The 14,069-nt window shown below is 71.9% G+C and carries 11 protein-coding genes and 2 tRNA genes; 12 read left to right on the forward strand and 1 reads right to left on the reverse strand.

Going from position 1 to position 14,069, the window contains the following annotated elements; translation table 11 throughout:
- Positions 1-247: 247 nt before the first annotated feature.
- The 12 genes from dnaN to ACIPLC_RS28005 all read left to right on the forward strand — a co-directional run bounded on the left by dnaN (position 248) and on the right by ACIPLC_RS28005 (position 13,000).
- Positions 248-1,378, forward strand: a complete 1,131-nt coding sequence (gene dnaN / locus ACIPLC_RS27950; RefSeq protein WP_063348462.1) for a DNA polymerase III subunit beta — start codon at positions 248-250, stop codon at positions 1,376-1,378.
- A 182-nt stretch (positions 1,379-1,560) separates the two neighbouring features.
- Positions 1,561-2,436, forward strand: coding sequence for a phosphogluconate dehydrogenase (NAD(+)-dependent, decarboxylating) (gene gnd, locus ACIPLC_RS27955; RefSeq protein WP_400475776.1), 876 nt, complete (start codon positions 1,561-1,563; stop codon positions 2,434-2,436).
- Between the two features lie 37 nt (positions 2,437-2,473).
- On the forward strand, positions 2,474-3,607 hold the full coding sequence (gene recF, locus ACIPLC_RS27960; protein ID WP_400475777.1) for a DNA replication/repair protein RecF: 1,134 nt from the start codon (positions 2,474-2,476) through the stop codon (positions 3,605-3,607).
- Positions 3,608-3,712: 105 nt separating this feature from the next.
- Positions 3,713-4,252, forward strand: a complete 540-nt coding sequence (locus ACIPLC_RS27965; RefSeq protein WP_400475778.1) for a DUF721 domain-containing protein — start codon at positions 3,713-3,715, stop codon at positions 4,250-4,252.
- Positions 4,253-4,520: 268 nt separating this feature from the next.
- A complete protein-coding gene (gene gyrB, locus ACIPLC_RS27970; protein ID WP_400475779.1) occupies positions 4,521-6,536 on the forward strand; it encodes a DNA topoisomerase (ATP-hydrolyzing) subunit B in 2,016 nt (671 codons plus the stop codon).
- 133 nt (positions 6,537-6,669) lie between these two features.
- Positions 6,670-9,207: a DNA gyrase subunit A gene (gene gyrA, locus ACIPLC_RS27975; RefSeq protein WP_400475810.1), complete on the forward strand. Its 2,538-nt coding sequence runs from the start codon at positions 6,670-6,672 to the stop codon at positions 9,205-9,207.
- A 225-nt stretch (positions 9,208-9,432) separates the two neighbouring features.
- The gene (locus ACIPLC_RS27980) at positions 9,433-10,107 is read left to right on the forward strand and encodes a DUF3566 domain-containing protein (RefSeq protein WP_400475780.1); all 675 of its coding nucleotides are present in this window, start codon (positions 9,433-9,435) and stop codon (positions 10,105-10,107) included.
- A gap of 261 nt (positions 10,108-10,368) precedes the next feature.
- Positions 10,369-11,763, forward strand: a complete 1,395-nt coding sequence (locus ACIPLC_RS27985; RefSeq protein ID WP_400475781.1) for a class I SAM-dependent methyltransferase — start codon at positions 10,369-10,371, stop codon at positions 11,761-11,763.
- Between the two features lie 16 nt (positions 11,764-11,779).
- A tRNA-Ile gene (locus ACIPLC_RS27990) sits at positions 11,780-11,856 on the forward strand.
- A 120-nt stretch (positions 11,857-11,976) separates the two neighbouring features.
- Positions 11,977-12,342 carry a DUF6191 domain-containing protein gene (locus ACIPLC_RS27995; RefSeq protein ID WP_400475782.1) on the forward strand — a complete coding sequence of 122 codons (366 nt, stop codon included), beginning with the start codon at positions 11,977-11,979 and terminating at the stop codon, positions 12,340-12,342.
- A 246-nt stretch (positions 12,343-12,588) separates the two neighbouring features.
- The gene (locus ACIPLC_RS28000; protein WP_014137031.1) at positions 12,589-12,717 is read left to right on the forward strand and encodes a DLW-39 family protein; all 129 of its coding nucleotides are present in this window, start codon (positions 12,589-12,591) and stop codon (positions 12,715-12,717) included.
- Positions 12,718-12,927: 210 nt separating this feature from the next.
- A tRNA-Ala gene (locus ACIPLC_RS28005) sits at positions 12,928-13,000 on the forward strand.
- A gap of 95 nt (positions 13,001-13,095) precedes the next feature.
- Here ACIPLC_RS28005 and ACIPLC_RS28010 read toward each other — a convergent pair.
- Positions 13,096-13,905, reverse strand: coding sequence for a DUF5324 family protein (locus ACIPLC_RS28010; protein ID WP_400475783.1), 810 nt, complete (start codon positions 13,903-13,905; stop codon positions 13,096-13,098).
- Positions 13,906-14,069: the final 164 nt, after the last annotated feature.

Below are 14,069 nucleotides of genomic sequence, written 5' to 3' on the forward strand. Positions count from 1 at the left end.
CTACCACTACACATTTAGACCCATCGACTCGCTTGAAAGTGGGTGGGCCCCGAATCTGTGGACAACCGCGCCCCGACATCTGTTCGGCTTGCTTCCGCCCGTCTGCCCCGTCTGTCGGCGGAGTACGTCAGACTGTCCTCGGCGACTGGAAGCGGAGTGGCAGAGCTCGGTGGACAGCCCGACCGACGATCAAGATCAGACGAACCAGAGTGCGAGCGGGAGCGCTCGATCCAGGAGGCGGTTACCGGTGAAGTTCCGGGTGGAGCGTGACGTCCTCGCGGAGGCGGTGGCCTGGGCTGCCCGCAGCCTCCCGGCACGGCCGCCGGTGCCGGTGCTGGCCGGCCTGCTGCTGACGGCACAGGACGGCAGCCTGGCGCTGTCCGGCTTCGACTACGAGGTCTCGGCCCGGGTCGAGCTGGAGGCCGACATCGAGGAGGCCGGCACCGTCCTGGTCTCCGGTCGGCTGCTGAACGACATCTCGCGCAACCTGCCGAACCGGCCGGTGGAGATCTCCACCGACGGCCAGCGGGTCAGCGTGGTCTGCGGCAGTTCCCGCTTCACGCTCCCCACCCTCCCGGTGGACGAGTACCCGGCGCTGCCCCAGATGCCGACCGCCACGGGCACCGTCTCCGGCGACGTGTTCGCCTCCGCGGTCAGCCAGGCCGCGGTGGCCGCCGGCCGCGACGACACCCTCCCGGTGCTCACCGGTGTCCGGGTCGAGATCGAGGGCGACCGGATCACCCTGGCCGCCACCGACCGCTACCGCTTCGCGGTCCGCGACCTGCTGTGGAAGCCCGAGCAGTCGGACATCTCGGCCGTCGCCCTGGTGCCCGCCAAGACCCTGCAGGACATCGCCAAGTCCCTGGGCAGCGGCGACACCGTCTCGATCGCGCTCTCCTCGGGCGGCGCGGGCGAGGGCCTGATCGGCTTCGAGGGCGCCGGCCGCCGGACGACCACGCGGCTGCTGGAGGGCGAGTTCCCCAAGTTCCGCAGCCTGTTCCCGACGGAGTTCAGCGCCGTCGCCGCGATCCAGACCCAGCCCTTCCTGGAGGCGCTCAAGCGCGTCTCGCTGGTCGCCGAGCGCAACACCCCGGTCCGGCTCAGCTTCGAGCAGGGCGTGCTGACCCTGGAGGCCGGCTCGGGCGACGACGCCCAGGCCACCGAGCGGATCGACGCCGACCTGGAGGGCGACGACATCTCGATCGCCTTCAACCCGGGCTACCTGGAGGAGGGCCTCAAGGCCATCGACTCCGCCTACGCCCAGCTGAGCTTCACCACCCCGACCAAGCCCGCCCTGCTCAGCGGCAAGGCCTCGGTGGACGCCGAGGAGGACAAGGCGTACCAGTACCTGATCATGCCGGTCCGCCTCTCCGGCTGACCTCGCGGCCGCTGCCCGCAGGCCGTCACCCACAGGCTGTGCACACCGGCTGTGCACAGCCGGTGGGCGCCCTCCCCCGGTCGGCCCGACCACAGGGAGCCGTCACCGCCGCAGCGCGTAGGCTCGGGGCGTGCGGCAACGGCGCCGCCGGCAGGCACGTCACCACAGGTAAGGACTTGGTCATGGAGCTCGGCCTCATCGGTCTCGGCAAGATGGGCGGCAACATGCGCGAGCGGATCCGCCGCGCCGGCCACACCGTCATCGGCTACGACCGCAATCCGGACATCTCCGACGTCGAGAGCCTGCAGGAGCTCGTCTCCAAGCTCCAGGGCCCGCGGGTGGTCTGGGTGATGGTCCCGGCCGGCGCCGCGACCCAGGCGACCGTCGACGAGCTCGCCGAGCTGCTCTCCCCCGGCGACGTGGTGGTCGACGGCGGCAACTCCCGCTGGACCGACGACATCAAGCACGCCGAGGCGCTGGCCGCCAAGGGCATCGGCTTCGTCGACTGCGGCGTCTCCGGCGGCGTCTGGGGCCTGGAGAACGGCTACGCCCTGATGTACGGCGGCGACGCCGAGCACGTGGCCCACGCCCAGCCGGTCTTCGACGCGCTCAAGCCCGAGGGCGACTTCGGCTCGGTGCACGCGGGCGCCGTGGGCGCCGGCCACTTCGCCAAGATGGTCCACAACGGCATCGAGTACGCGATGATGCAGGCCTTCGCCGAGGGCTGGGAGCTGCTGGAGGCCGCCCCCGAGGTCACCGACGTGCGCGAGGTCTTCCGCAGCTGGCAGGAGGGCACCGTCATCCGCTCCTGGCTGCTGGACCTGGCCGTCCGCGCGCTGGACGATGACGAGCACCTGGCCAAGCTGCGCGGTTGGGCCGCCGACTCCGGTGAGGGCCGCTGGACCGTCGAGGCCGCGATCGACCACGCGGTGCCGCTGCCGGCGATCACCGCCTCGCTGTTCGCCCGCTTCGCCTCCCGCCAGGACGACTCGCCGCAGATGAAGATGATCGCCGCGCTGCGCAACCAGTTCGGCGGCCACGCGGTCGAGTCCAAGTAACCCGCACCTCCACAGAAGGCGAGCGCAGTCCACAGCCATGCACGTCGCGCATCTGTCGCTCGCCGACTTCCGGTCGTACGCCCGGGCCGAGGTTCCCCTCGACCCGGGCGTGACGGCCTTCGTCGGGCCCAACGGTCAGGGCAAGACCAACCTGGTCGAGGCGATCGGCTACGTGGCCACGCTGGGCAGTCACCGGGTCGCCACCGACGCCCCGCTGATCCGGCTGGGCGCCGAGCGGGCGGTGGTCCGCACCTCGGTGGTGGACCGCGGCCGCACCACCCTGGTCGAGCTGGAGCTGACCCCGGGCAAGGCCAACCGGGCCCGGATCAACCGCTCCGACAACGTCCGCCCGCGCGACGTGCTGGGCTTGCTGCGGACCGTCCTGTTCGCCCCCGAGGACCTCAGCCTGGTCAAGGGCGACCCGGGTGAGCGCCGCCGTTTCCTGGACGAGCTGCTGACCGCCCGGGCCCCCCGGCTGGCCGGGGTCCGGCAGGACTACGAGCGGGTCCTCAAGCAGCGCAACGCCTTGCTGAAGACCGCCGCGATGGCCCGCCGGGCCGGTGGCGGCAAGGGCGCCGACCTCTCCACCCTGGAGGTCTGGGACGGCCATCTGGCCCGGGCCGGAGCCGAGTTGACGGCCTTCCGGATCCAGTTGGTGGCGACCCTCCAGCCCTTGGTGGTGGCCGCGTACGGGCAGCTGGCCCCGGGCGGCGGCGAGACCGTCCTGGAGTACCGCAGCTCCTTCGAGGGCGGGCTGCCGACCAGCCGCGAGCAGGCCGAGGAGCAGCTGCTGAACGCGCTGCAGACGGTCCGCAAGCAGGAGGTGGATCGCGGCATCACCCTCGTCGGCCCGCACCGCGACGAGCTGGTGCTCAGACTCGGCCCGCTGCCCGCCAAGGGCTACGCGAGCCACGGCGAGTCCTGGTCGTTCGCGCTGGCGCTGCGGCTGGCCTCGTACGAGCTGTTGCGCGCCGACGGCGGCGAGCCGGTGCTGATCCTGGACGACGTGTTCGCCGAGCTGGACGCGGCCCGCCGGGAGCGGCTGGCCGAACTGGTGGCCGGCGGCGAGCAGGTGCTGGTCACCGCGGCGGTCGCCGAGGACGTGCCGAAGGCGCTGGCCGGCGCCCGGTTCGCCGTCGCCGACGGCGCCGTCCGCCGGATCGACGCCTGAGTCCCCCGTACCTGCGCAACCGCCGCCCGCGTACTCCCGTAGGCTGGACGGCTCACCGGCGCGCGTCCGCGACCGTTGTCCACAGGCTGGGGAAAGGAGATCGTCGTGAGCGAGCCGGCGGAGCACTCCCCCCGGCCGGGCGACGCGGCGCCGACCGGCGCCGACCTCGCCCGCTCCGCGCTGCGGGCGGCCCGGGCCCAGGCGCGGCAGCGCGGCGAGCAGGTCCGGGAGAAGCGCGAGGCGAAGCGGCACGGCCTGCGCAGCGGAGCCCGGTCGGACGGCCGCGACCCGGTCCCGCTGGGGGCGGCGCTGAACCGGCTGCTGACCGAACGGGGCTGGGAGTCCTCGGCCGCGGTCGGCGGGGTGATGGGCCGCTGGCCCCAGATCGTCGGCCCGGACATCGCCGCGCACTGCCACCCCTCCTCCTACGACGACACCGCAGCGGTGCTCACCGTGCAGTGCGACTCCACCGCGTGGGCCACCCAACTGCGCTGGCTGGCACGGCAGTTGGTGGCCCGTCTGAACCACGAGCTGGGCCACGGCACGGTCCGCACCATCAAGGTGCTCGGCCCGGCGGCGCCCGCCCGCGGCTACGGCCGGCTGCGCGCCCCGGGGAGCAAGGGGCCGGGCGACACCTGGGGCTGACCGGGTTGCCGGTCCGGCGCCGCGGGCGGGGAGCGGACCACGATCTTCCGGAACCCCTGACAGCCCTTCCAGGCGCTCTGGGCCCCCCGGGCGAGTATCGGGACATGTCCAGAGGGGATTCAGGGCGGCATATCTGCCTTCAAGGGCTGCCAAACGCCCATCTCTGTCAGTCGTACCGGTAGACTGAGAGCCAAACACTGTTGCTAGTGGCAACCGAGTCGAAACGCCGTGGTCGCACGCCCGCCCACACGGGGCGGGAATGCGGCCCGTGCTGTGCCAGAGAGGGCGCTTCGTGGCCGATTCCGGCAACCCCAGCCAGACCCCAGACCAGACCGACCAGTCTTCCTACACCGGTAGCAACATCCAGGTGCTGGAAGGCCTCGACGCCGTCCGCAAGCGCCCCGGCATGTACATCGGCTCCACCGGCGAGCGCGGCCTGCACCACCTGGTGCAGGAGGTGGTGGACAACTCCGTCGACGAGGCGATGGCCGGGTACGCCGACACCATCGACGTCACGCTCCTCGCCGACGGCGGGGTCCGGGTGGTGGACAACGGCCGTGGCATCCCGGTCGACATCGTCCCCGGCCAGGAGAAGCCGGCCGTCGAGGTCGTGCTCACCGTCCTGCACGCCGGCGGCAAGTTCGGCGGCGGCGGCTACGCCGTCTCCGGCGGTCTGCACGGTGTCGGCGTCTCGGTCGTGAACGCGCTGTCGACCCGCCTGGCGGTGGAGATCCACCGCGACGGCTCGCGCTTCACCCAGGACTACAAGGCCGGTGCGCCGACCGCGCCGCTGGCCACGCACGAGGGCTCGGAGCAGACCGGCACCACCGTCACCTTCTGGGCCGACCCGGAGATCTTCGAGACCACGGTCTACTCCTTCGAGACGCTGTCCCGGCGCTTCCAGGAGATGGCCTTCCTCAACAAGGGCCTCTCCATCTCGCTCACCGACGAGCGCCCCGAGCACGTGGACGAGGAGGGCAAGCCGCTCACCGTCACGTACAAGTACGACGGCGGCATCGCCGACTTCGTCGCCCACCTCAACTCCCGCAAGGGCGAGGTGATCCACCCCTCGGTGATCGACTTCGAGGCGGAGGACAAGGACAAGGCGATCTCGGTGGAGATCGCGATGCAGTGGAACTCCTCCTACACCGAGGGGGTCTACAGCTTCGCCAACACCATCCACACGCACGGCGGCGGTACCCACGAGGAGGGCTTCCGCGCGGCGCTGACCGGCCTGGTCAACCGCTACGCGCGGGACAAGAAGCTGCTCCGCGAGAAGGACGACAACCTCTCCGGCGAGGACATCCGCGAGGGTCTGACCGCGATCATCTCGGTCAAGCTCGGCGAGCCGCAGTTCGAGGGCCAGACCAAGGACAAGCTCGGCAACACCGAGGCGAAGACCTTCGTCCAGAAGGTCGTCCACGAGCACCTCAACGACTGGTTGGACCGCAACCCCAACGAGGCCTCGGACATCATCCGCAAGTCCATCCAGGCCGCCACCGCGCGCGTCGCCGCCCGCAAGGCCCGCGACCTCACCCGCCGCAAGGGCCTGCTGGAGTCCGCCTCGCTGCCGGGCAAGCTCTCCGACTGCCAGTCCAAGGACCCGGCCGAGTGCGAGATCTTCATCGTCGAGGGTGACTCCGCCGGCGGCTCGGCCAAGCAGGGCCGCGACCCGCGCACCCAGGCCATCCTGCCGATCCGCGGCAAGATCCTGAACGTCGAGAAGGCCCGGATCGACAAGGTGCTGCAGAACACCGAGGTCCAGGCGCTGATCTCGGCCTTCGGCTGCGGCATCCAGGAGGACTACGACGAGTCCAAGCTCCGCTATCACAAGATCGTCCTGATGGCGGACGCCGACGTCGACGGTCAGCACATCCGCACCCTGCTGCTCACCCTGCTGTTCCGCTTCATGCGGCCGCTGGTCGAGTCCGGGTACGTCTACCTCGCCATGCCGCCGCTGTACAAGATCAAGTGGGGCCGCGACGACTTCGAGTACGCCTACTCCGACCGCGAGCGCGACGCGCTGATCGCGGCCGGGGCGGCGGCCGGGCGCCGGCTCCCCAAGGACGACGCGATCCAGCGCTTCAAGGGTCTCGGCGAGATGAACGCCGAGGAGCTCCGGGTCACCACCATGGACGCCGAGCACCGGCTGCTGCTCCAGGTCACCCTGGAGGACGCCGCCCGCGCCGACGAGCTGTTCTCCGTGCTGATGGGCGAGGACGTCGAGGCACGCCGCTCCTTCATCCAGCGCAACGCCAAGGACGTCCGCTTCCTGGACGTGTGACGCCGCCAGACCGGCAGCGCACCACGTACCAGTCCGCGTGAAAGGAAACTGACCACCAGTGGTCGACGACAACCGTCCCGAAGGCGAACAGCCCGAGACCCCCGCCACCGCCGAGGCCACCGCCCAGGCGACCATGCGGATCGAGCCGGTCGAGCTCGAGACCGAGATGCAGCGCTCGTACCTCGACTACGCGATGAGCGTGATCGTCAGCCGGGCGCTCCCCGAGGTCCGCGACGGCCTCAAGCCGGTGCACCGGCGCGTGCTCTACGCGATGTACGACGGCGGGTACCGCCCCGAGAAGGGCTACTACAAGTGCGCCCGCGTCGTCGGCGACGTCATGGGCAACTACCACCCGCACGGCGACACCTCCATCTACGACACCGTGGTCCGCCTGGCCCAGCCGTGGTCGCTGCGGATGCCGCTGGTGGACGGCAACGGCAACTTCGGTTCCCCGGGCAACGACCCGGCCGCGGCCATGCGCTACACCGAGTGCAAGATGATGCCGCTCGCCATGGAGATGATGCGCGACATCGACGAGGAGACCGTCGACTTCGCGTCCAACTACGACGGCCGCTCGCAGGAGCCGACCGTCCTGCCCGCGCGCATCCCCAACCTGCTGATCAACGGTGCCACCGGCATCGCGGTCGGCATGGCCACCAACATCCCGCCGCACAACCTGCGCGAGGTCGCCTCCGGCGCGCTCTGGGCGCTGGAGCACCCGGACGCCTCCAACGAGGAACTGCTGGAGGCCCTGCTCGAGCGGATCAAGGGCCCCGACTTCCCCACCGGCGCGCTGATCGTCGGCCACCGCGGGATCGACGACGCCTACCGCACCGGCCGCGGCTCGATCACCATGCGCGCCGTGGTCGAGGTCGAGGAGATCCAGGGCCGCCAGTGCCTGGTGATCACCGAGCTGCCGTACCAGGTCAACCCGGACAACCTCGCGCTGAAGATCGCCGACCTGGTCAAGGACGGCAAGGTCGCCGGCATCGCCGACGTCCGGGACGAGTCCTCCTCGCGCACCGGCCAGCGCCTGGTGGTCGTGCTCAAGCGCGACGCGGTCGCCAAGGTCGTGCTGAACAACCTGTACAAGCACACCGAGCTGCAGACCAACTTCGGCGCCAACATGCTGGCCCTGGTCGACGGCGTGCCGCGCACGCTGTCGCTGGACGCCTTCATCCGGCACTGGGTCAACCACCAGGTCGAGGTCATCGTCCGGCGCACCACCTTCCGGCTGCGCAAGGCCGAGGAGCGCGCCCACATCCTGCGCGCGCTGCTGCGCGCGCTGGACATGATCGACGAGGTCATCGCGCTGATCCGGGCCTCGGCGAGCGCCGACGCGGCCCGCAGCGGCCTGATGGGGCTGCTCTCCATCGACGAGCTCCAGGCCAACGCCATCCTGGAGATGCAGCTGCGCCGCCTGGCCGCCCTGGAGCGCCAGCGGATCATGGACGAGCACGACGAGCTGCAGCGCAAGATCGACGAGTACAACGCGATCCTGGCCTCGCCGACCCGCCAGCGGGAGATCATCTCCGAGGAGCTCACCGCGATCGTCGACAAGTACGGCGACGAGCGGCGCTCCACCCTCATCCCGTCCGACGGCGACCTCTCGATCGAGGACCTCATCGCCGAGGAGGACATCGTCGTCACGATCACCCGTGGCGGCTACGTCAAGCGGACCCGCTCCGACCTCTACCGCTCGCAGAAGCGCGGCGGCAAGGGCGTGCGCGGCGCGCAGCTCAAGCAGGACGACATCGTCGACCACTTCTTCGTGACGACGACCCACAACTGGATCCTGTTCTTCACCAACAAGGGCCGGGTCTACCGCGCCAAGGGCTACGAGCTCCCGGACGCCGGGCGCGACGCCCGCGGCCAGCACGTGGCCAACCTGCTGGCCTTCCAGCCGGAGGAGCACATCGCCCAGGTGATGGCCGTGCGCACCTACGAGGACAAGCCCTACCTGGTCCTCGCCACCCGCGCCGGCCTGGTGAAGAAGTCCGCGCTGAAGGACTACGACTCGCCGCGCTCCGGCGGCCTGATCGCGATCAACCTGCGCCAGGACGAGGAGGGCCGGGACGACGAGTTGATCGGCGCCGAGCTGGTCTCCTCCGAGGACGACCTGCTGCTGGTCTCCAAGAAGGCCCAGTCGATCCGCTTCACCGCGACCGACGACGCGCTGCGGCCCACCGGCCGCGCCACCTCCGGCGTCAAGGGCATGGCCTTCCGCGAGGACGACGAAATGCTCTCGATGAACGTCGTCCGCCCGGGAACGTACGTCTTCACCGCCACCGACGGCGGGTACGCCAAGCGCACGGCCGTGGACGAGTACCGTGTCCAGGGGCGCGGCGGCTACGGCACCAAGGCGGCGAAGATCGTCGAGGGCCGGGGCTCGCTGGTCGGCGCGCTCGTGGTCGACGACACCGACGAGATCATGGCGATCACCCTGTCGGGTGGGGTGATTCGCACAAGGGTTTCCGAAGTTCGTGAAACCGGACGTGACACCATGGGCGTCCAACTGATCAACCTCGGAAAGCGCGATGCGGTCGTGGGCATGGCCCGCAACGCGGAAGCCGAGGACGAGGAGACGGTGGAGGACGAGGTCACGGACACCGCGTCCACCGAGACGGCTGAGGGTACGGAGACGACGGTCGGCGGCGACGCCGAGGTCTGAACCGAACCACGGGCCGGTGCCGTCGCGTCCTGAGAGAGGGCGTGGCGGCACCGGCCGCCCACCAGTTCCGGGCAATCCCGCCGGGCGCTGGACGACGAGTGACGAAGCAGGACGGTGCCGCCGTCCTGGTGGGAAGTGCGGGAGGACCAGGTGAGTGGAGCCACGGGTGCTGCGGGAGGGCCCTCCGGCGGCCGTCCGGGCGCGCAGGGCGGGGGTGGGTACGGTGTGCCGCAGACGCCGCCCGAGCACTCGGCCGCGTCCACCTCGCTGATGCCACCGGTCGGCGGAGCGGGCCAGGGCGGCGCGACGTACGGCGGTCAGACGCCCCCGCCCCCGCCCCCGCCGGGCGCTCCGGCGGCGGGCTCGGGAGGTTTCTCGCAGCCGACCACCTACGCCAAGGGGCAGCCGACCCCGGCCAGGGGGACCCGGACCAGCGGCAACACCCCGCCCGGCGGCACGCCCGTCCCGGGCGCGGCGCGCCGGCCGGCCCCGGCCGCCCCCGCGGCGGCCGCCGGTGTCGGCCTCGGCCGGACCCGCAAGGCCCGGCTGCGGGTGACCAAGGTCGATCCGTGGTCCGTGATGAAGGTCAGCTTCCTGCTGTCGCTGGCGGTCGGGATCATCATCATCGTGGCCGCGGCGGTGCTGTGGATGACGCTGGACTCGCTCGGCGTCTTCGACTCGCTGACCAAGACCCTCAAGGACGTCACCGGTTCGGACAGCGCCGGCGGCCTCAACCTGATGGACTACGTGGGCTTCGGCCAGGTGATGACCTTCACCTCGCTGATCGCCGTGGTCGACGTCGTGCTGCTGACCGCGCTGTCCACGCTCTCGGCGTTCATCTACAACGCGGCGGCCGGCTTCACCGGCGGCGTCGAGCTGACCCTGGCCGAGGAGGACTGACCCCGGTCGGATCCTGACCCCGGGTCAGCTCGCCGTCCACGGACGGAATGGACGGGCCCCGCAGGCTGTTGCAGCCTGCGGGGCCCGTCGGCATTTCGGGTGACAGCCGGCCGCCCGCGGCGTGCCGCCCGGAAGCGGGCCGGCCGCGGTGGGATTAGCTGGGTGGCGCCCGGTCCACGCCTGGGAGTGCCGCAGGCCGCCCCCCGGTCCGCCCGACCGGGTCGGATGACGTTCCGCAGGACGGCTGGACGGAGGCGCGCGGTGGCGAAGCTCGCAGGTCAACTGGTCGAGGCCCTGGACGGGCTGTTGGGGGTTCCGGTACCGCTGCGGGTCCAGGCCTGGGACGGCAGCGTCGCCGGGCCGCCGGGAGCCCCCGCGGTGGTCCTGCGCAACCGCCGGGCGCTGCGTCGCCTGCTCTGGCAGCCGGGCGAGCTGGGCCTGGCCCGGGCGTACGTCGCGGGGGACTTGGAGATCGCCCCCGGCACCGACCTCTACGAGGTGCTCTCGGCCGTCGGGCGGTTCGCCGAGCGGCCGGAGATCCGTCGCCTCGACCTCGGCCCGCGGGACGCGCTCGGTGCCAACGGGCGCCGCGTCCTCGCGGCCGCGCTGCGGGCCGGGGCGCTCGGTCTCGAGCCCACGCCGCCCCCGGAGGAGGTCCGCAGGGCCCGCGGGCGGCTGCACAGCCGCAGCCGGGACCGCGCGGCCATCAGCCACCACTACGACGTCGGAAACGACTTCTACGGGCTGGTTCTGGGCTCCTCCATGGTCTACTCGTGCGCCTACTGGACACCGGAGGCGAAGAGCCTGGAGGCCGCCCAGGAGGCCAAGCTCGACCTGATCTGCCGCAAGCTCGGCCTACGGCCCGGGATGCGGCTGCTGGACGTCGGCTGCGGCTGGGGCTCGCTGCTGCTGCACGCGGCCGAGCACTACGGCGTCACCGCCGTCGGCGTCTCCATCTCGCGGGAGCAGGTCGCGCTGGCCCGCCGGCGGGTCGAGGAGGCCGGCCTGGCCGGGCGGGTGGAGGTCCGGCTCCAGGACTACCGGGAGATCGCCGACGGCCCGTTCGACGCGATCTCCAGCGTCGGGATGGCCGAGCACGTCGGCTCCGAGCAGTACCGGGTCTACGCCGAGGGCCTCCACCGGCTGCTGGTCCCCGGCGGCCGGCTGCTCAACCACCAGATCGCCCGCCGCCCCGACCTCCCCGGGGTCCAGCACCACACCAGCCCCTTCATCGACCGCTACGTCTTCCCCGACGGCGAGCTCTCGCCCGTCGGCTCCACCGTGGCCCGGCTGGAGGAGGCCGGCTTCGAGGTCCGGGACGTCGAGTCGCTGCGCGAGCACTACGGGCTGACCCTGCGCGAATGGGTGGCCAACCTGGAGGCGCACTGGAGCGAGGCGGTCCGGCTGGTCGGCCGCGGCCGGGCCCGGGTCTGGCGGCTGTACATGGCCGCCAGCGCGCTCGCCTTCGAGCAGAACCGGATCGGGATCAACCAGATCCTCGCCGTCCGCAGCACCGAGGAGGGCGCGGCGGGCCTCCCGTCGACCCGCGCGGAGTGGCTGCTGCGCCCGGCCGCCGGAGCGCCGCCGCAGGTCGCCGGGGTGTCCGCCGGGAACCCCGCCGACCCGGATTTGGGAGATCGGCCATCGGTCCGCTAATCTTTCAGTGCGGCAAGGGCCTATAGCTCAGACGGTTAGAGCGCTTCCCTGATAAGGAAGAGGCCACAGGTTCAAGTCCTGTTAGGCCCACCACCGCGAAGGGTCCGGAGTGATGCACTCCGGGCCCTTCGGCGTTTCCCCCGCCGTTGCGGGAACCGCGCGTCCCGCCGGGCTGTTCTCCGGGGAGGGAACGTGTGGAGGGATGGTGACGACATGGCGGTCTTCTGGGCGATGAGCATCCCGGGACTGGTCTGCGCCCTGGTGGTGCTCGCGGTGGTCGACCAGCTCGCGCTGCGGGCGCGCCGGTCACGCTGGGTGCCGTGGCGGGGGACCGGCCGGGAGGGGCAGATCTCGGCCACCGGCTTCGAGCAGCTGCACGCGCAGTTCGCCGCCGGCAAGCAGCACGAGCTGGACGAACGCGGCACGACCCTGATGCTGCGCGACGAGGAGGGCGAGGGGGCGCCGCCCCGGACGAAGGTCGACCTGGCGGGCGGGAAGGCCGTGGTGGTGACGCCGTCGAACCGCCCGGCCGACCGCCCGTCGAACCACCCGTCCAGCGCCCCGCCGGGCACGCCGTAGGGCCCGGCCCGTGCCGGCCGACCGTACGACAGGAGGTGCGGCGTCAATCCTCCGCCCGGACCGCCGGGTTGGCCGCAGCGGTGGCTGGTCACGATTGGGACACCGGTGTGTATCATCGGCCGCAAGGGCAGTCTGGCACCCGGCAGCCCGCTCGCGCTCGAAACACATCTGGACTCGTCGGCCCGGTCACTCCGGCCGGAGCACCGGCTCTTGAGTCCACCAACGCAAGAAGGACGAGGTCCCGCGGTGAAGAAGCTTCTCCTGGTCGCCCTGGTCGCCCTCGGCGGCTTCTTTGTCTACCGTCAGGTCCAGGCGGACCGCGCCGAGCAGGACCTGTGGACCGAGGCCACCGACCCGGTTCCGGCCGGTCGCTGAGCCCGGACGATCCGACGATCGACGATCTTCGGAGGCGCTCGACCGCGCCTCCCGGGCCGGCCGGCCCGGTCACCCGACCGGATCGGCCGGACCCCAGGCACCGCCCGGACGCCGCCTCGGCGGCAGGTCCGGTCGGCCCGGGGGGAGGGCGCTGGGAACGGTGCCGGAACCCGGTACGCTAGTGCCCGTCGGCACCTGCGGTGCCGTCGAGGGGCATTAGCTCAGTTGGTAGAGCGCTGCCTTTGCAAGGCAGATGTCAGGAGTTCGAATCTCCTATGCTCCACAGTTCATCGCAGTCGTGACGCCGATCGGCCGCTGACCTGAATCCCGGTCAGCGGCCGATCGGCGTTTTCGTGCCCTGGGGGCCCGGGCGCCGGGTCAGTGCGGGTCGTGCGGCTCGGGGCCGTCGTCGCCGGGTCGGCCGGGCGGCGGGGCGGGCTTGGTGTCCGCGTCCCCGGCCCGGGGCCCGGCGGGGGCGCCCGGGGCGCTCTGCGGGGCGCCGGCGGCGTCCGCCGGGGTGGTGCCGTTGACCGGTTCGGGGGCCGTCCCGCCGGCGGCGTGTGCCCCGGCGGGCCGGTCGGGCCGGTCGGCCCGGTCGGTGGGGGGTTCGACCAGCCACTCCGGGTTGCTGTGCCGGCGCCACCACTGCCAGGCCAGGATGCCGCCGCCGATCGCCAGTGCGCCGGCCACGGCGAGGCCGGTGGCCAGGCCGTTGCACTGCTTCTTCCGGGCGTTGCGGGCGGCGAGGTCGCTGATCTCGGCCGAGGTGACGTTGCCGTGCAGCGCGGTCAGCGCGGCGGCGCCCCGGGTCTGGGCCTCCTGGGCGACCGGGGTGACGGCGGCGCGGGCCTCCTCGACGGCCTGGGCGACCCTGGGGCCGACCGTGGAGCGGGCCTGGTCGGCGGCGCGGGCGGCGGAGAGACGGGCCGCCAGGGCGGCCTCCTGGGCGCGGTGGAAGGCCTTCAGGGCGTTCTGCTGGGCTTCGGGCGGCAGGCTGGCGAAGGCGTGACCGAACTGCGGGGCGATGTGCCGGTCGTACTGGACGCGGAGGCTCTGGGCGGCCTGGGCGGCTTTCGGCCCGAAGGTGTCCAGGGCCGGGCCCAGGCGCTGCTTGGCGCCGTCCGCGAGCTGCGCGGCGGTGTCCCGGGTCTTGGTGGCCGTCTCACGAGCCGAGTCCGAAAAGGTCACGAGTCTCTCCTCCTGGGTGGCGTCCTTTATGCACATATCCACCTGAATGCTGATCATGCATGCTGATGTGTCCACCGGCACGTCGGAGTGGGCCGTACGCGGGGTGCGGGAGCGGCCGGGGAGAAGGCCCGGTGCCGGGCCCGCCGCAGTAGGCTGGCGATTTC

This window comes from Kitasatospora sp. NPDC086801 (assembly GCF_044745805.1).
Lineage (GTDB): Bacteria > Actinomycetota > Actinomycetes > Streptomycetales > Streptomycetaceae > Kitasatospora.